General features: G+C 60.5%; 16 protein-coding genes. 10 read left to right on the top strand and 6 right to left on the bottom strand.

The features are described 5' to 3' along the window. From RR842_RS02300 to RR842_RS02275, 6 genes are all read left to right on the top strand, one after another. The coding region (locus RR842_RS02300) for an FAD-binding protein (protein WP_332728912.1) at positions 1-261 on the top strand (261 nt) is incomplete at its 5' end. Between the two features lie 363 nt (positions 262-624). Continuing rightward, positions 625-1,695, top strand: a complete 1,071-nt coding sequence (locus RR842_RS02295) for an NlpC/P60 family protein (RefSeq protein ID WP_332554299.1) — start codon at positions 625-627, stop codon at positions 1,693-1,695. Positions 1,696-1,818: 123 nt separating this feature from the next. Beyond that, positions 1,819-2,382 (top strand): NAD(P)H-dependent oxidoreductase, encoded by a 564-nt coding sequence (locus tag RR842_RS02290; protein WP_332518328.1) that lies wholly within the window; start codon positions 1,819-1,821, stop codon positions 2,380-2,382. Between the two features lie 2 nt (positions 2,383-2,384). Beyond that, positions 2,385-3,737: an HD domain-containing phosphohydrolase gene (locus RR842_RS02285; RefSeq protein WP_332728911.1), complete on the top strand. Its 1,353-nt coding sequence runs from the start codon at positions 2,385-2,387 to the stop codon at positions 3,735-3,737. Positions 3,738-3,820: 83 nt separating this feature from the next. Next, entirely contained in the window at positions 3,821-4,381 is a 561-nt protein-coding gene (locus tag RR842_RS02280) for an isochorismatase family cysteine hydrolase (protein ID WP_332728910.1), read from the top strand. Between the two features lie 243 nt (positions 4,382-4,624). Then, a complete protein-coding gene (locus RR842_RS02275; RefSeq protein ID WP_332728909.1) occupies positions 4,625-6,793 on the top strand; it encodes a molybdopterin-dependent oxidoreductase in 2,169 nt (722 codons plus the stop codon). Positions 6,794-6,912: 119 nt separating this feature from the next. Here RR842_RS02275 and RR842_RS02270 read toward each other — a convergent pair whose 3' ends face one another. The 4 genes from RR842_RS02270 to RR842_RS02255 all read right to left on the bottom strand — a co-directional run bounded on the left by RR842_RS02270 (position 6,913) and on the right by RR842_RS02255 (position 9,131). After that, positions 6,913-7,524 carry an NUDIX hydrolase gene (locus tag RR842_RS02270; RefSeq protein WP_332724422.1) on the bottom strand — a complete coding sequence of 204 codons (612 nt, stop codon included), beginning with the start codon at positions 7,522-7,524 and terminating at the stop codon, positions 6,913-6,915. A gap of 54 nt (positions 7,525-7,578) precedes the next feature. After that, positions 7,579-8,328 (bottom strand): NAD-dependent protein deacylase, encoded by a 750-nt coding sequence (locus RR842_RS02265; RefSeq protein WP_332728908.1) that lies wholly within the window; start codon positions 8,326-8,328, stop codon positions 7,579-7,581. Beyond that, positions 8,321-8,593 (bottom strand): hypothetical protein, encoded by a 273-nt coding sequence (locus RR842_RS02260; protein WP_332728907.1) that lies wholly within the window; start codon positions 8,591-8,593, stop codon positions 8,321-8,323. The genes RR842_RS02265 and RR842_RS02260 overlap by 8 nt, the downstream gene beginning before the upstream one ends. A gap of 82 nt (positions 8,594-8,675) precedes the next feature. Further along, positions 8,676-9,131: an Hsp20/alpha crystallin family protein gene (locus tag RR842_RS02255; protein ID WP_332513587.1), complete on the bottom strand. Its 456-nt coding sequence runs from the start codon at positions 9,129-9,131 to the stop codon at positions 8,676-8,678. 473 nt (positions 9,132-9,604) lie between these two features. Here RR842_RS02255 and RR842_RS02250 point away from each other — a divergent pair, with 473 nt between their 5' ends. Then, the gene (locus RR842_RS02250) at positions 9,605-10,135 is read left to right on the top strand and encodes a metallophosphoesterase family protein (RefSeq protein ID WP_332574440.1); all 531 of its coding nucleotides are present in this window, start codon (positions 9,605-9,607) and stop codon (positions 10,133-10,135) included. A gap of 153 nt (positions 10,136-10,288) precedes the next feature. After that, on the top strand, positions 10,289-11,596 hold the full coding sequence (locus tag RR842_RS02245; protein ID WP_332728906.1) for a S41 family peptidase: 1,308 nt from the start codon (positions 10,289-10,291) through the stop codon (positions 11,594-11,596). A 4-nt stretch (positions 11,597-11,600) separates the two neighbouring features. Here RR842_RS02245 and RR842_RS02240 read toward each other — a convergent pair whose 3' ends face one another. Beyond that, on the bottom strand, positions 11,601-12,182 hold the full coding sequence (locus RR842_RS02240; RefSeq protein WP_332513593.1) for a carbonic anhydrase: 582 nt from the start codon (positions 12,180-12,182) through the stop codon (positions 11,601-11,603). Positions 12,183-12,457: 275 nt separating this feature from the next. After that, positions 12,458-13,066, bottom strand: a complete 609-nt coding sequence (locus RR842_RS02235) for a rubrerythrin family protein (protein ID WP_332514802.1) — start codon at positions 13,064-13,066, stop codon at positions 12,458-12,460. Positions 13,067-13,323: 257 nt separating this feature from the next. On the opposite strand from RR842_RS02235, the gene RR842_RS02230 reads away from it, so the two are divergent. Both RR842_RS02230 and RR842_RS02225 read left to right on the top strand, forming a co-directional pair. Further along, positions 13,324-14,763, top strand: a complete 1,440-nt coding sequence (locus tag RR842_RS02230; RefSeq protein ID WP_332514803.1) for an aminopeptidase — start codon at positions 13,324-13,326, stop codon at positions 14,761-14,763. A 123-nt stretch (positions 14,764-14,886) separates the two neighbouring features. Then, the gene (locus RR842_RS02225) at positions 14,887-16,284 is read left to right on the top strand and encodes a sodium-dependent transporter (protein WP_332728905.1); all 1,398 of its coding nucleotides are present in this window, start codon (positions 14,887-14,889) and stop codon (positions 16,282-16,284) included. Positions 16,285-16,486: the final 202 nt, after the last annotated feature.

Below are 16,486 nucleotides of genomic sequence, written 5' to 3'. Positions count from 1 at the left end.
CCCATCGGCACGGCCCCGTTCTACGCCATCCCGGTGGTCGGCGGCATCATGGCGACGTTCGGCGGCTTGAAGATCAATGGGAACACTGAGGTCATGGGTGTTCACGGGCACGCGATCCCCGGATTGTACGCGGTGCCCGGATGCGCCGGCGGCATCATGAACGGAGACTACTGGTGCGTTATGAGCGGCTACTCGGTGCTCGGCCGCCTGTCGGGCCAGCAGTCAGCCGATTTCGCCGCAGCGCAGGGCACCGCGAAGTAACAGGTTCACCGAGCTGCCACGGCATCGGGTCCTCCCTCCCTCTCCTTGCTTTGGCAAGGAGAGCCCGATGTGTGATAGAAGGGGCGCTGCATTTTCTTGAACTTAGCAGTTGGGCAGCTGTTGCAGCGATGCCCCTCCCTCCCAAGCCGCCTGGCGTTTGTTTGCCAGGCGGCTTCCTTAGTGCGCGAAAACCGCCCGTTCATGTGGCCCTAAGGAGGACGCGTGGAGGCGCTTTGTCGGTTCAGAAGGATCGTGTTATAGTCGTCATCGATATGTTGATCGCAGGAGCTGCTCTGTCCTCTATAATCGATGACCTAGGGTTTTGTGTTAAGAGCACTTCCCGATCGCGAGGGAGGTAGACGTATGACCGATTCTGCGCACGGCTTCGACCGCCGTACGTTTTTGACCGGCGCTCTTGCCGTCGGGGCTGTGGTGCTGCTGCAGCCGAGCCGTGCTTTCGCCGATCCTACGGCGGCCGAAAAGGCAGCCGAAGCCGATGCGGTACGCGCACGCATTGTGGATATGGAAGCTCAGCTGGACGTTGTTTCCGAGCAATACTACAAAGCGCTCGACGAGCATGCGGCGGCCCAGCAGGCCGTCGTCGATGCCCAGGCGCGTATCGACGAGGCCACGGCGAAGATCGTCGGTGTCCAGGAGAAACTTGGCGGCCGTGCGCGCAACATGTACCGCACGGGCCAGACCACGTTCCTGGATTTCGTTATGGGCGCGAGCACGTTCGAGGAATTCACCAAGAACTGGGATCTGCTCGAGCACATCAACGATGGCGATGCCGAGTTGGTTCAGCAGACGAAAAACCTGCGAACCGAGATCGAGGAGGCGAAGGTCGAACTCGAGCGCCAGGAACAGATCGCAGCCGAAAAGGCTGTGGAGGCCCAGCGCATCAAAGAAGAGGCCGAGCGCACCGTAGCCGAACTGCAGACGTTAGTGGCTCAGCTCGATGTGGAGGCCCAGGCATTGCTGTCGCAAGAGCAGGAAGCTGCTCGCCAGGCCGAGATAGCCGCGGCGCGCTCGAAGTCTTACGGCTATTCAGGCGCGACATCCCCCATTCCCTCGCAAGGATCGGTGGTGGACTACGCGCTTTCGCGTATCGGCTGCCCCTATGTGTGGGCTGCTGCCGGTCCTGATACGTTTGATTGCTCGGGGCTGGTGCGCTGGGCTTATTTGCAGGTGGGCATCTCGCTTCCTCACCAGACAGAAGACCTTTATCGTGTGGCCAAGGCGCGCCTTCCTGTTTCTCAGGCGCAGCCCGGCGACGTGCTTTGGGTTGGTTACGGCGACGGCTACAACGGCCATGTGGGCATCGCCTGCAACGAGGGCGGAACGCACTACGTGCATGCGCCCACGTTCGGCACCCTTGTTCGTGATTCCGACGACCTCAGCTGGGCTGGCTTTACCCACGCATTGCGTTTCTGACATGCGTATTCCTCTGGCTGAAAATGAGTTTTGAACACTTCGCACCCGCGTCTTCTCGGCGCGGGTGCGCTATTATAGACCACGCGCCTTGCGAGGGCGCCGTATCGATAGAAGGAGCTTTTCATGACGACGTTGTTCGTTAACGCTTGTATGCGTGGGGAGGATTCCCGCACGCTTTCCTTATGCCGCGAGTACCTGAGTACGGTTGACGGCGAAGTAACCGAAATTAACCTGGCCGAACGTGATCTGAAGCCGTTCGATGCCCAGATGGTGGCCGATCGTTCTGCCAAGCAGAAGGCTGGCGCATGGGACGATCCCCTGTTCGATCTGGCCCGTCAATTTGCCGCCGCCGACCATATCGTTGTCGGCACACCGTATTGGGACCTGTCGTTTCCGGCTACGCTCAAAATATACCTGGAGCACGTGAGCGTATGCGATATCGCGTTTCGCTACACGGAAGATGCGCGTTGTGAGGGCATCGTCAAGGCGCGCAGCCTCACGTACATCACCACGTGCGGCGGGTTCGTTGAGGGCATGAATTTCGGCTACGAGTATTTCTGCGGCATTGCCAAGATGTTCGGCATTCCCGAGACGCGTTTTGTAGCGGCCGAAGGGCTTGACGTCGTGGGCATCGACACCGAGGAGCAATTGGCTCGGGCTCGCGCTCAGATCGCAAAGCTCGGCTAGCTGTGGACGATAGCGGGCGTCGGGGCCATATATCGGCCGCGTCGCCGATGGGGCTGGCTCATCCGATAGGGCCGGATGTCGATTTGAGCCTTGAGGATGTGGCCGTGATGATCGGCCGTGCACTCAACTGCGTCGATGCACGCTTGGTCGACCATGGCTACCGTGTTGCCCAGATGTTCGATGCTATGCTGGAAACCGAGGGCTCATGCACCCAACGACAGCGGCGCGCACTGTATCTGGCGGCGTTGCTGCACGATATCGGGGCCTATCGCACCGAAGATATCGATCGAATCGTCGAGTTCGAGACGGAAAGCGTGTGGGAGCATTCCTTCTACGGTTACCTGTTCTTCAAAGAACTCTCGCCGCTTGCCGAGTACGCCGAAGTGATCCTGTACCACCATATGCCCAACCGTGAGTTCACCGATCAAGGCCAGCGCATACGCTTTTTGGCGCAATGCCTGTGCGTAGCCGATCGCGCAGACGTGCTGCTGCTCGGTCGGCCGGGCTTGTCCATCGACGAAGTTCAGCAGGCGCTTGGATCGCTCTGCCCCGATGAGCTTGCACCCGAGATCGTCGACCTGTTCGTGCGCTCCGAGCATCGGCTCGGCACGCTGGCGGCTCTGCGCGAAGGCGTTGGCCGCGAGAATCCGCTCGCGATTGTCAGCGATGACTTCGAAGTAAAAAAGGCCATGTCGTGTTTGGATATGATCGTGCATGTCATCGACTTTCGCAGCAGGCACACGGTTACGCATACGGTCACTACGGCGCATGTCGCCTACGAGCTTACGCAAAGGGTGATGGACGAGGACGAGGCTGGGCGCGTATACTTCAGCGCACTGCTTCACGACCTGGGGAAGATCGGCGTACCGCCGTCGATCTTGGAGAAGCCGGGGCGGCTGGACGATGCCGAGATGACCATCATGCGCACCCATGTGGTCCTGACCGAGCGCATCATAGCCGGCTGTGTAGACGATGGCCTTGTGCGCAGGGCGGTGCGGCACCACGAGAAGCTTGACGGATCGGGCTATCCGCGCGGCTTGTCTGCCTCGCAGCTGACGTTGCCCGAGCGCATTATCGCCGTGGCGGACATCGTAAGCGCACTGGTGGGCACGCGTAGCTACAAAGAGGCGTACCCCAAGGAGAAGGTGTTGGCGATTCTGGGCGAGCAGCGCGACCGCGGCTTGATCGACGCATCCGTAGTGGGTGAGGTTGTGTGCTCCTTCGACGATATCATGGACAAGGTTGCGCAGGTTTCCGAGCCTGTTTCCGCTGCGTACGAACGGGTTCAAGAGGAGTATGCATGGCTGCTTGACGCATTGGCGGAAAAACGCCACAATCGCGATACCGAGCGATAAGGCGCAGTCGGTGCTCGATGCCTGCGACTCGGCTTGTAGATACCGGACAGAGGGGACGCTGTGCGTCCGACGCGAGGGGGATCATGAAACGGCTCTTGTTGGTTGTTGACTACCAGAACGATTTTGTTGACGGTTCGCTCGGATTCCCCGGGGCCGAGAAGCTGGAGGGTCCGATCGCCGAGAAGATTGCCGCCTATCGCGAGGCCGGCGACGATGTGGCGTTCACGTTGGATACCCATCATCGTGACTACCTGAAAACACAGGAGGGCCGCGGTTTGCCGGTGGAGCACTGCATCGAAGGTACGCCGGGTCACGACTTGTATGGGCAGATCGCGCTGTTGCAGCGCGATACGGATACCGTGTTTCGTAAGCCGTCGTTTGGTTCTGCCGCATTTTTCGAGCGCAGCCGCCTCTCCCAGCGGGCGGCCGACGAAGTGGGCAAGTCTCCTTTCGCCAGTATCGAGATCGTAGGGCTGGTGTCGAACATCTGCGTGCTGGCGAATGCCGTGCTGGCGAAAACCGCTTGTCCCGAAGTGCCCATCATCGTCGATGCTGCTTGCACAGCATCGCACGACCCCGCGCTGCACGAAAAGGTGCTTGATGTTATGGAGGGCCTGCAGATCCAGGTGATCAACCGTATCTAATCGGGCTTGGCTCCTGTCGTATGCTGGCCTGACCTGACGATCTTGCAAAGGCGGCATGCGGGGGGCGGGGAGCTGCACTTCGAGACGCTTCGAGATGGGATGGCACCACCTTCGCCTTGGGTGATGAGACGGTGGGCTGCGCTTTGAGACGCTTCGAGACGGGTGGTTCTGCCTTGCGTCCTGCTGTGCACGTGAGTACACTTGACCCTTAGGGGGATGGTCGGCTCGATGTGAGGAGGCGTCATGGAGACGCGTTATTCGACCTGCGTGTTCTGCGATGGGGGTTGTGCGGTCAAGGCTGAGTTCGAGGGCGATTGCATGAGAGTTGGCCCCGCTGATCGGGCATTCCCCGCTTTTTGCTCCAAGGCCCGTTTGATCGACGAGTATCGGCTGCACCCCGACCGGCTTACCAAGCCGCTGAAGAATGTTGGCGAACGCGGAAACCCCTCCTGGCAGGAAATCTCCTGGGACCAAGCGCTCGATGAGATTGCCGAGCGGCTGCATACGGTGGTCGAGACATACGGTGCGCCTGCGGTGGCGTTCGCCGAAATGCCGCTTAACGTGGGGTTCGGTGGTATTACGCGGCGATTTATGAGCCGCCTGGGTTCTCCTAACTATACGGCGCCAACAGCGCTCTGTATGGGCAACACGGCGCAGGTCCATCGTGCGGCGTACGGGTGGTTCTCCCTACCGAACTGGGAGGCGACCGACTGCGTTGTCTATTTCGGCCAGCATCGCGACGAGGAGCGTTGGCCGGCCGAGTATCTGGCGTTGAAGGGCGCCTTGGCACGAGGGGCATCCTTGATCGTGGTCGATCCGCGCGAGACGCCTACTGCGAAACTGGCAACCCATCACCTCAGGATACGTTATGGCACCGATGCGGCGCTTGCGTTGGGCTGGCTGCACGTGATTATAGAGGAGGGGCTGTACGATCGGGCGTTCGTTGAGTCGCAGTGTCTCGGCTTCGACGATCTGGCGCAGCGCGTGGCCGCCTACCCGCCGGCTCGGGTGGCGGAGATCTGCGGCATCGACGAGGAGGCCGTTTGCACCACGGCGCGTGTGTACGCACGGGCGCATGCGGCTATCATCCCGTGGGGCGTTGTCGGCGATATGCAGCGCAACTCCACGTCGCTCCTGCAGGCACAGTGCGCTCTGCGTGCCATCTGCGGGTTCCTGAATACTAGCGAACGCGTGCTGGGCCCCTCGGTCGGAGGGGTAACCAACGCCGAGCTCTCGCGTTTCGACTGGCTCCCTGCTGACAAGCGTGCCCTGCAGCTGGGCTGCGACACGCATCCGCTGCTCACCTTTGCGGCGTCGTCGCTCTATCGCGAAGCAAACGAACGCGCAGGCGTTCCTTACGAGCCCGATATCCTGGCTGAGTCCTGCTCGTGTGACCCAGCGACGCTTTTCCGGGCGATGCGCGGTGAGGGCCCCTATCCGGTGAAAGCGTTGTTCTCTGTTGCGAACAATACAACCATGAGCTATGCCGGGCAGCAGGGCATCGTTGACGCGTTCATGGGCCAAGACCTCGTCGTGGTGTTCGAGCACTGGATGACCCCCACGGCGTGCCTGGCCGACTACGTGCTGCCGGGTGATATGTGGGCCGAGCGCGACGTGCTGGGCTCGGCGTTCGACGTGGGCCCCGGTTTCGTCGCCGGCCAGGCGTTCCGCGAGCCGGTAGGAGCGTGCAAGAATTGGTACTACGTGGTGAAGGGGCTGGCCGATCGTTTGGGATTCGCCGAGGATTTTCCTTGGAAAGACGAGCATGCGCTCTACGACTGGCGGCTTGCCCCGCTTGGGGTTACCTGGGATGACCTGGTTCGCCAAGGCGGGGCGGCGAACGAGTTGGTCGCCATAGGAAAGTTCGTAACTCCCTCGGGGAGCGTAGAGCTGAAAAGCTCGGTGCTCGAACAGCTCGGGTTCGACCCGCTCCCCGCATACGAGGAGCCGACTGATCCGGCATCCGACGGAACGTACCCGTATATCCTGTTCGCCGGCTCGCGGGATCGGAAGTCGTACAACACGAACCTGCACCAGATGCCCAGCTTGCGTGCCGAGGAACCCGAGCCACGCCTGTTTATAAGCCCAGCCGATGCGCGCGACGAGGCGCTTGCGGAAGGCCAGTGGTGCGTGGTGGAAAGCGCCTATGGACAGGTCGAGTTGATGGTCCATCTCGACGAGGCCCAGCCCGTCGGTACCCTGCGCATTCCCCACGGCTGGTGGAAACCTGAAGCCGCCACATCGCAAGCCAAGCTCGAGAGCGCCCGCCTGCACAACGACGGCATGCTGTTTCCCGATGCGAACTGGAACCTCGACCCTGCGCAAGGCGTCCCCAACCTGCGAGGCGGCATCCATGGACGCGTGCGCGCTAGAAGCTCACTATCAAGTGCGGCAAGTGCTGAAGGCGATTGATAAGATGGCGGAGATGAACTGACTGCTTGACGTAGACAAATCGAAGAGCGGATCTCCCTCAGCAGGCTGGTTGCAGCCAGGTTAGCTTGGGGAAGGAAAAACGCTGCAGCAGCCGAGGCTCAGCGTCTGCGGGCGAACGCCTCTAGAACCAGTTGCGCGCGGGTGCCGATGGGAGTTTCGTTCGTGGACAGGAAGCGCGGTACGTCTTCGATGGCCAGTTCGAACGGCTCGATGAACTCGCCGGGTTCCGGCTGGGCATCGTGTGCCTTCTGCACCTGCGCGAACACGACGTGCACCGTTTCATCGGTGAGCCCAGTGGACGAGAAGCCTGCTTGCGGCAGCGGATTGAGCGCCGCCTCGCCCAGGTCGCCGCGCAGGGCGTAGCCCGTTTCCTCGCGCAGCTCACGGTCGACGCAAGCGGCAAGCGTTTCGCCTGCATCCACGAGACCGGCGGGAAAGGCGATGCACCAGCTGTTCAGCGGATAGCGGAACTCGCGGATGAGCACGAGCTTGCCGTCCGGTGTTTGCGGCACGATGCATACCGCATCGGCTTTTGGCTGCGCGCCCGCCGCATTACCTTCCAGCTCTTGGCGATACGCCTCCAGCGGTTTGCGCGACACGCTTTCGTATTCGTAAGCTGACCCGTCGGGCAGCGTGTACGTCAGCACGTACTTCTTGATCCAGCCATCGGATACTTGTTGGATGCCGGTCAAAGTGGGTATGCTGCCCATATAAGGTCCTTTCAATTGAGGAATGCGGTCGTTTCGCGAGGGAGGGGACTCAACTCAAAAATCGAACACCTCGCCGACATTGGCCGCGATGCAGAGGTCGGCTGTCTGGTCGCGCGGGGTAGGGGTGCGATTCACGATGACGAGGTGCCGACCGCTGAAGAAATCGATCAGGCTTGCTGCCGGATAGACAGCCAGCGACGTACCGGCAACCACTAGCAGGTCGGCCTGCGCAAGGGCATCAACAGCCCCTTTGAGCGTTTCTTCGTCGAGCGCTTCCTCATACAGGACGACATCGGGTTTCACGATGGCTTCGCACGCGGGGCAACGGGGGATGCCGTCGGCTGCCTGCGCGCGCAGTTCAAGCAATTCGTGGACAGAGTACGCCGCTTTGCATCCCGTGCAGTAGTTGCGCAGCACGCTGCCGTGCAGCTCGTACACGCGCTTGCTTCCGGCTTGCTGGTGCAAGCCGTCGATGTTCTGCGTGATGATCGCATGCAGCGTGCCAGCGTGCTCCAGCTCGGCAAGTTTCTGGTGGACGCGGTTGGGTTTGGCATCCAAGGCGAGCATGCGATCTGCATAGAAGTCGAAGAACTCGCGGGGATGTTCGTCGAAAAAACTGCGGCTGATCATCTGCTCGGGTGGATGGGGGTATTTCTGTGCGTAGAGCCCGTCAGGGCTGCGGAAGTCGGGGATGCCGCTCTCGGTGGATACGCCTGCGCCGCCGAAGAACACCATGCCGCTCCGTGGCGTGTCGCCCACCCATTGGCGGAGCAAGTCGATGTCTCGGTGCGTTTGGTCATCCATGAATCGATCCTTTCGGCGGTTCGTCCTGCATTTTGCCGTCTGCCGCCTTTTCATCTTTCCGGAAAGCGGCGGTCATGTGCTTCAGGTGAAACATTCGTTCTAAAATAGCAGATATTTTACCATAAAATAGCAGCACTGCCATGCTTTTGCCGCGAATAGGCAACCGGGGAGGGGGCGGCGGGCATCTGGATGTCTGGGAGGAGCCGGTGGGTTGAAGCGCGGTACGAAGGTGCTGCTTCGCCCATGATAGCAGGAAGACGACCATAGTGGTCGCCTTCCGATTGTCCATGCGGCTCGCGTCGCCGAGTTTTCGACGCTTGCCTTATATGCCACGCGGCTTCGGGCTTTTAGCCTTCGATCGCGATGGTCTTTTTCTCTTCGAGCTTGGGCTGCTCCTGCTTTTTCGGAACAGCGATTCTCAGCACGCCGTCTTCGAATTTCGCCTTGATGTCGTCGTCTTCGATATCCTCGCCGACGAAGAACGTGCGGCTGCATTTGCCGCTGAAGCGCTCCTTGCGGACGAACGTGCCCTTGTCGTCCTTTTCTTCGGACTCGCTTTGCGTCTGAGCGGTGATGGACAGGTATCCGTCCTTCAGCTCGGCCTGTACATCGTCTTTCTTGAAGCCCGGCAGGTCGATGGTCATCTCGTAGCCCTCGTCGGTCTCCTTGATGTCCGTGCGCATCAGCGTGGGTGCCATCTTTTGCACGGGGGCGGAAGCGGCGTCGAAGAACGCGTCGAACGGGTCGGTCATCAGCGTGCTCAACAGATTGCGATTCCTTCTCATGGGTACCATCATAGCCATAGTCATCATCTCCTAAAAGGTGCGGATGTGCTTGCGGAGTCGGCTGCCTTCGTCTTACGGGCGCCTGCGTGTTGCACACCCTTTTGTGTTGTAGACCTAGTTTACCGCAAATTGGCACTGTCGGGTCGAGAGTGCCAATTTGTAAGATTTCCGTCACCTGTTCGCCATGGGAAGAAGAAAAGCCAAGATCGGAGTAGGTATGTTTGCTTGCCGCGAGATGCGTATGTGGGCTTTCAAACAGGAAAGTTCGGGAATGCGTTGGATAAGGAGCCGCTATCGAGGCGGGGGTCCTGCGCCAAGCGCTAAGCGCCAAGCGCCAAGCGATGTCGCGTCCATAACCGCCGTCCTTGGTCTGGGCGATCGAACATGCGACGGTATGGTCGTCATTATGGCCGCCATAGAAGAAGGCGCATGGCGTATCCTATAGGGGCACGGAACGGAAGGTTTGGATCGATGATGAAAGAAGGGCGGCCATGACCATTATCGGACTCGTATCCGACACGCACGGACGGTTGTCCGCCGAGGCATTGGCTGCTCTGGCCGATGCGGACCATATCATTCATGCGGGCGATATCGGCGGCCCCGACGTGCTGCACGCGCTTGAGGCGCTGGCTCCGGTGACGGCGGTGCTGGGCAACAACGACTTTGACGAGTACGGGTCGCGTGTGGGGCGGTTCGCCCATCCCGTCATCGACGGCGTGAGGTTTCTCGTAGCGCATTACCCGCGCGATGTGCAGATCGGCTTCAACGGCTGCGCCGGTTTGGCGGCGGGCGACCCTATCCCGCAAGTGTGCGTGCACGGCCACACGCATGTGCCCGAATTGCTCTTGGGCAAGGATGCCCGTCCTGCCGACTACGTCGTCTGCCCGGGCGCTGCGTTCCGCCCGCGTGGCGGCTTTCCCCGCTGTACGGGTCGGATGCTGGTGAGTGAGGGGCGCGTACTCGGCGTGCACATCGCGTCGCTCGAAGGCGACGTGCTGCTTTCTGCGGGGGAAGGGCTATAGGACACCGTCGAGGCCTGGGGTAAAAGGCACGGCGACTTGCGACGACGATTGCCTTTCCTCCTGAGGGGTGCTCGGAAAAGAGTGCCCCTCGCTATAATGGTGCAAGACGACAATGCGGTTGAGTGCCGGAAGAGGAAAGCGGAGGAAGCACCCATGGCGGAGAAGCGCGAGATGGTTCTGCGAGCGGTCATGCAGATTCTGGAAGAAGACTATGCGGGCCAGCCCGAATGCACTTCGCGCAACGATGCGCAGCAGTGGCTTGCGGCGTTCGCCTCCGCCGGGAAGGCGGGCGCGCTCGACGATGGGTTGTTCATGCAGTACCTGAGCCAGTACCTTGCCGGGTTCATGGACCCGAACCTCTCGTTCGAAGCCTCGCCCGAAGCCGATTGGCAGCCTTTTACCTGCGGGTTCTCGGTGCGCCGCTTCGGCGATGCGCTGTACGTGACCGAGGTGCGCGAGGAGGTGCGCCTCACATTGGGCGATGCGCTGGTGCTGCTGAACGAGAGCAAGCCCGACGAGCACCTGTCCTCGCTGATCGGCAACCCCGTGAACGGCAGCGACCCCGAACGCCAACTGTGGGATGAGATGGTGGCGCGTTGTGCCCACGTGCTGGTGCGCCATGCCGACGGCACGGAGGAGGATATTTCCATCAAGCGCTTCCCCCGGCCGGGTTTTGTGCAAAGCCTGCGTCCGCCGACGGTGGAGGTGCTGGACGGCGTGGGTCCGGACGGCGATGAGCGTGCCGTGGTCGTCCGCGTGCATCACTTCGTGGACGATTCGGTGCTGAGTGCGATGCAGCAGCACTTCGACGAGTTGGCCCATGCTCGGCGCGTGATCATAGACGTGCGGGATGCCGAGGAGGGTATGATCGGCAACGCCTACCCACTCATGGCATTGTTCTTCGATCGTGAGGTGAACCTGAAAGACCTCGTGGGACAGGAATTCGTGTACACCCGCTACACGCAGCGCAACGCACACCTGCGCTCCGGCCAGCTGGCGCGGCTGTTGGACAGGAGCGATGCATCGGGTAGGGAATGGGTACAGGCTGAGATCGACCATGTTGCCGCCTGTGCAGGGCAAGGGTTCGTGAAGGAAGCCGAGTTCGAGGAAGACATGCTGTTCCCGCCCGCACCGGAGGGCCAGCAGGTGTTTCTGCTCACCGACGTGCGCACGCGCGGCGCCGCCGAGCGGTTGGCGGCCATTGCCGAGCGTGCGGCAGCCCAAGGTTGCGGCAAAGTGCGCCGAGTGGGTCGTGCCACCCGCGGCGGGTTGGACTACGCGAACCTCATTGCGGTGGCGTTCGACGAGAAATTCTCGCTCGTGTATCCTATCAGCAAGACGGAAGCCGCCCACGAAGGACGCGGCATGCTTGGACAGGGCATAGCGCCCGACGTGTACGTGCCGTTCACGTCCGAGGAATGCATGCGCGACCTAGTGCTGGAGGCGGCGTTAAGCTGCTAGGAAGCTAGCAGTCAACGGGCACGAGCTCGCCGGTGACGGAGTCCATGATGAAGCCGGCAACGCGCACGCGTGGTGGCATGACGGGGTGGTTTCGCACCATGTCGACGCTCTTGCGCACGGCCTCCTCGGTGTCGCCGAAGCCGGCGAGCCAACGCTCGAAGTCGATGCCGCAGTGCCGTGCGAATTCGATGCGCTCGTCGGACACGCCGAGCGTTCGCATCTCTTCGATCATGCCGTGGCCGCTCATGTGCTGCGCACCGCAGTTCGTGTGTGCCACGATCATGATGTCCTCAACACCCAGCTCGCACGTAGCCACCAGCAACGATCTCATGACGCTGCCGAAGGGGTGCGACACTTCTGCGCCTGCGACTTTGATGATCTTCGCATCGCCGTTCTTCAACCCGAGCGCTGCGGTGAGCAATTCGGTCAGGCGCGTGTCCATGCACGACACAATGGCCAGCTTCTTGTCGGGAAACTTATCAGTCTCATATTGCTCGTAGGCGCGCTGCTCCACGAAGTTGCGGTTGTGCGCGAGGATTCCCTCGACGGTAGGAGATGCCGATGATGGTTCGCCGGGGATGCTCATGGGTGCGGCCTGCTTTCTCTAGTGAATCGCTATGGTAGCGCAGTTTTGCACCTGTGTTCAGACGAACCGGATTTCAAGCCGCTTTCCGAACCCTTTTGCCAGCCGATCGAGCGTTCGCACGGTAGGGTTGGTGTTTCCCATTTCCAAGCGGCTGATGGATCGCTGGTTCATCCCGGTTGCTTGCTCGCTCAAAATGTAAGATGCCGCCTGGGAAGGCGGCATCTTTGGGAAAAGATGCGTTCGATGGGGGAGAACGCAGAGTGTTTGGTGAGGGCCTAGAACGCGGTGAAGGTGCTCTTCGGGCAGAAGCAGATGGGGCACTTCTCGAAGTCCTCGCCCTTGTGGATGTAGCCACAGATGGGGCACAGGTAGAACTTGTCATCGTCAGCGGCATCGATGTCGTTGTACGCAGCCAGATAGCGCTCGGCGTGCACGGACTCGGCCAGCTTAGCGCGGGTGAACACCTGGACGGCCTTGGTGTCGCCCTCTTCCTGGGCCTTCTTGATGAAGGAGGGGTACATGTCGGAGGTCTCGTAAATCTCGCCACAGGCACCGGAGATGAGGTTCAGGTCGGTCTGCTCGCCGGAGCAATCAGGAGCGACCGGCTTCTCGTAGCCAGGCTCCCTCTCGGCGACCAGGGCGTACTCGAGGCCGATGTGGATCTGCTCGGCGGCAGAGGTGGCCTCGAACAGGCGGGCGATCTGGTCGTAGCCCTGCTCCTTGGCGGCCTTGGCGAAAGCGGCATACTTGGCGGAGGCACCCGTCTCGCCACCGATGGCGGACTTCAGGTTGTCGAGCGTGGAGCCGACCGCGGTCGTGCTGTCGGAAACGATATCGAAGTTGGTGGTGTTCTCTGCGGTGGGAATCTGCTCGCGCATTTTCATGGGCTATCTCCTTTGGGTTCTGTATCTCGTCTTTCTTATTGAGACAAAATCTCAATAAGGCTATCTTACGACTTTGATGGATACGATGCAAGAGGGTAATCTATTTCGGAGCTTGCTCCTTGGAACATCCATAGTTGTTGCTGAAGCGTTTCGTGCGTTTGACGTGGGGCGGCTAGCATATTGACAACCTTTATGGATAATGGAAAACAACAAAGACCAGAGGGGACAGGCGCTGTTCTGTCGCGAAAGGGATGCTCATGGAGCACGACGTAGCTTGGAAGAAGTACGACGAGGCCGATCTCGAATCACTCGACCAATTAGCAGCCGAATACATCGGCTTCATCTCCGACAACAAGACCGAACGCGAGTGCGCTGTCGCCGCCATCGCGCAGGCGGAGGAGCACGGTTACAAGAGCCTTGACGAGGCCGTGCGGGAAGGGCGCGCCTTGCATCCCGGCGACAAGGTGTGGGCGCAGGCTAGCGGCAAGGCGCTCATTTTGGCCCACGTGGGCACCGCTCCGCTCGTCGAGGGGTTCAATATCCTGGGCGCTCACATCGACTCGCCGCGGCTCGATCTCAAGCAGAACCCGCTTGCCGAGGCCAACGGCCTCGCCTACCTCGATACGCACTACTATGGTGGCATCAAGAACTACCAGTGGGTCACGTTGCCGCTGGCGCTGCACGGCGTGATTGCGAAAATCGACGGCTCCGTGGTGGATGTGCAGGTTGGCGAAGACGAAGGCGATCCGGTGTTCTGCGTGACCGATCTCTTGGTTCATTTGGCGAACAAGCAGATGGAGAAGAAGGCCACTGAGGTTATCGAGGCCGAGAATCTCGATATCCTGATAGGCAACCGCCCGCTTGTTGTCGAGAAGGAACCTGACGTCGGTGAGGGCCAGGACGACGATCGCCCCGCTTTTGAAAAGCTGGCCGAAAAGGAGCCGGTGAAAGCGTTCGCGCTTAAACTCTTGGCTGAGAAATACGACATTGCCGAAGAAGACTTCCTCTCGGCCGAGATCGAAGCGGTGCCGGCGGGGCGCGCTCGCGACCTGGGCTTCGATCGCAGCATGGTCATCGGCTACGGGCAGGACGACCGCGTGTGCGCCTACACCTCGCTCGCTGCGCAGCTGGCGGTCGAGCAGCCGCAAAAGACGGCGCTTTGCGTGCTGGTGGACAAAGAGGAGATCGGCAGTGTAGGAGCTACCGGCATGGCTTCGCAGTTCTTCGAGAACACGGTAGCCGAGCTTATGGAACTTGCGGGCGAAGGGGGCTCTCTGCCGCTGCGCCGCGCACTTGCGGCATCGAGCATGCTGTCCTCCGATGTGTCCGCTGGCTTCGACCCGGCTTATGCCGCTGCCTTCGAGGCGAAGAACTCAGCCTATTTGGGACGCGGCCTGGTGTTCAACAAGTATACGGGTAGCCGCGGCAAGAGCGGCTCCAACGATGCCAGTGCCGAGTACATGGCGCGCATCCGCCGTATCATGGGCGATGCCGGCGTGTCCTTCCAGACGGCCGAGTTGGGAAAAGTAGACGTAGGCGGCGGTGGAACCATTGCCTATATTCCTGCCAAGTACGGCATGGAGGTTATCGACTCGGGTGTGGCGGTGCTCTCGATGCATGCTCCGTGGGAAGTTACCAGCAAAGCCGACATCTACGAGGCGTTCAAAGGTTACGAGGCGTTTTTGAAGAACGCCTAGGCGTTCTGCTCTCTTTCGGCCGTATGCAACAGGTGGGTACCCAAAGGGGTGTCCACCTGTGTTTTTTTGACGGCATCGGGTAGTATGCTCGCGTGCTTGTATCAATTCGTGAAGAACGGGGAAATGCTCGTGGTAGCTCGGGAAAAGTTCGGATCGCGACTCGGGTTCATCCTGATCAGCGCTGGGTGCGCTATCGGGTTGGGCAACGTGTGGCGTTTTCCCTATATCGTGGGCCAATACGGCGGCGCAGCTTTTGTGCTGCTTATCCTCTTTTTCCTGCTGGTGTTCGGACTGCCTATCCTCATCATGGAGTTCTCGATGGGGCGTGCAAGCCAGAAGGGCATCGCGCGCAGCTACGACACGCTGGAGCCGGCGGGGTCGAAGTGGCATCGCTTCAAGTGGGTGGCGCTGGGCGGCAATTATCTGCTGATGATGTTCTACACGGTAATTACCGGCTGGATGTTGGCCTTCATGGTGCGCAGCGCTATGGGCACGTTCGAGGGGCTGGATGCGGCAGGCGTGTCGGCGGTGTACGATGGGCTGGTGGGCAATCCCTTTGAATCGGCAGCCTACATGTTTTTGACGGTGGGTATTGGCGTGCTGGTTACCCGTGCGGGTTTGCAGAAAGGTATCGAGCGCGTAACCAAGGTGATGATGACGGCACTGTTGGCGGTGCTGGTCGTGCTGTGCGTGCGTGCGGTGACACTGCCGGGTGCCGAGGAGGGCTTGGCGTTTTACCTGACGCCCGATTTCAGCAAGCTGTTCGTTGACGGGTGGCCCACGTTTTTTGATGCGGTGTTCGCAGCCATGGGCCAGGCGTTTTTCATGGTGTCGGTCGGCGTGGGCTCCATGTCCATTTTCGGCAGCTACATCAACCGCGATCGCCGCCTTACGGGCGAGGCACTGAACATTGCAGGGTTGGATACCTTGGTGGCCATCATGGCAGGCTTCATCGTCTTCCCGGCATGCTTTGCGTTTGGCGTCGAGCCGGGTAGCGGACCGGGCCTCGTGTTCATCACGTTGCCAGCAGTGTTCACCCAGATGCCGTTCGGGCAACTTTGGGGTGCGCTGTTCTTCCTGTTCATGAGCTTTGCGGCGCTATCCACGGTCATTGCGGTGTTCGAGAACATCGTGGGCTTCAGCATGGACGAGTGGAATATGCCGCGCACGAAGGCGTGCTTGGTAAACGGTGTAGTGCTGGCTGTTTTGTCGCTGCCGTGCGTGCTGGGGTTCAACGTGTGGTCGGGCGTCGAGCTGCCGGGCATCGGGAACATCCAGGCTATCGAGGATTTCCTTATATCGAATACTGTGCTGCCACTGGGTAGCCTCATCCTGCTGGTGTTTTGCACATCGAAGCGCGGATGGGGTTGGGATGCGTTTGTGGCCGAGGCTGATCAGGGGCGGGGCATCCGCTTTCCTCGTTGGGCCCACGGGTACGTGCGCTTCGTGCTGCCGGTGTTGATACTGGTGGTGTTCGTGGCGGGCTATGTGCCCTTCGTGCGGGTGTGGCTGGGGATGTGAGTAGGAGGCCCGTTTTTGCGGTGAGGCTTTCGACGGCGAGTTCTGTAAAGTGCTGCAGGAAAAGCACGATTGCATGAAACTTGATCAAACCAGGCTTCCCGCTGCGGTTATTTCTTCATTTCCGCAGGTTTTCATGCGTGGGCGCGTTCCCGTGGCTATAATAACGTTCACATAACGAAAAGCCGCTTCCAGGCCACGACCG

Origin of the sequence: Gordonibacter sp. (assembly GCF_036667095.1) — a bacterium.
Taxonomy (GTDB): Bacteria; Actinomycetota; Coriobacteriia; order Coriobacteriales; family Eggerthellaceae; genus Gordonibacter.
The sequence above is the reverse complement of the archived record's forward strand: the minus strand, read 5'-3'. Positions and strand labels throughout refer to the sequence as shown.

Bases quoted from the DNA above. Each gene is read 5' to 3' on its own strand.
- RR842_RS02295 (WP_332554299.1), top strand. From the start codon at position 625: ATGACCGATTCTGCGCACGGCTTCGACCGCCGTACGTTTTTGACCGGC.
- RR842_RS02290 (WP_332518328.1), top strand. From the start codon at position 1,819: ATGACGACGTTGTTCGTTAACGCTTGTATGCGTGGGGAGGATTCCCGC.
- RR842_RS02280 (WP_332728910.1), top strand. From the start codon at position 3,821: ATGAAACGGCTCTTGTTGGTTGTTGACTACCAGAACGATTTTGTTGAC.
- RR842_RS02275 (WP_332728909.1), top strand. From the start codon at position 4,625: ATGGAGACGCGTTATTCGACCTGCGTGTTCTGCGATGGGGGTTGTGCG.
- RR842_RS02270 (WP_332724422.1), bottom strand. From the start codon at position 7,524: ATGGGCAGCATACCCACTTTGACCGGCATCCAACAAGTATCCGATGGC.
- RR842_RS02265 (WP_332728908.1), bottom strand. From the start codon at position 8,328: ATGGATGACCAAACGCACCGAGACATCGACTTGCTCCGCCAATGGGTG.
- RR842_RS02260 (WP_332728907.1), bottom strand. From the start codon at position 8,593: ATGGTCGTCTTCCTGCTATCATGGGCGAAGCAGCACCTTCGTACCGCG.
- RR842_RS02255 (WP_332513587.1), bottom strand. From the start codon at position 9,131: ATGGCTATGATGGTACCCATGAGAAGGAATCGCAATCTGTTGAGCACG.
- RR842_RS02250 (WP_332574440.1), top strand. From the start codon at position 9,605: ATGACCATTATCGGACTCGTATCCGACACGCACGGACGGTTGTCCGCC.
- RR842_RS02245 (WP_332728906.1), top strand. From the start codon at position 10,289: ATGGCGGAGAAGCGCGAGATGGTTCTGCGAGCGGTCATGCAGATTCTG.
- RR842_RS02240 (WP_332513593.1), bottom strand. From the start codon at position 12,182: ATGAGCATCCCCGGCGAACCATCATCGGCATCTCCTACCGTCGAGGGA.
- RR842_RS02235 (WP_332514802.1), bottom strand. From the start codon at position 13,066: ATGAAAATGCGCGAGCAGATTCCCACCGCAGAGAACACCACCAACTTC.
- RR842_RS02230 (WP_332514803.1), top strand. From the start codon at position 13,324: ATGGAGCACGACGTAGCTTGGAAGAAGTACGACGAGGCCGATCTCGAA.
- RR842_RS02225 (WP_332728905.1), top strand. From the start codon at position 14,887: ATGCTCGTGGTAGCTCGGGAAAAGTTCGGATCGCGACTCGGGTTCATC.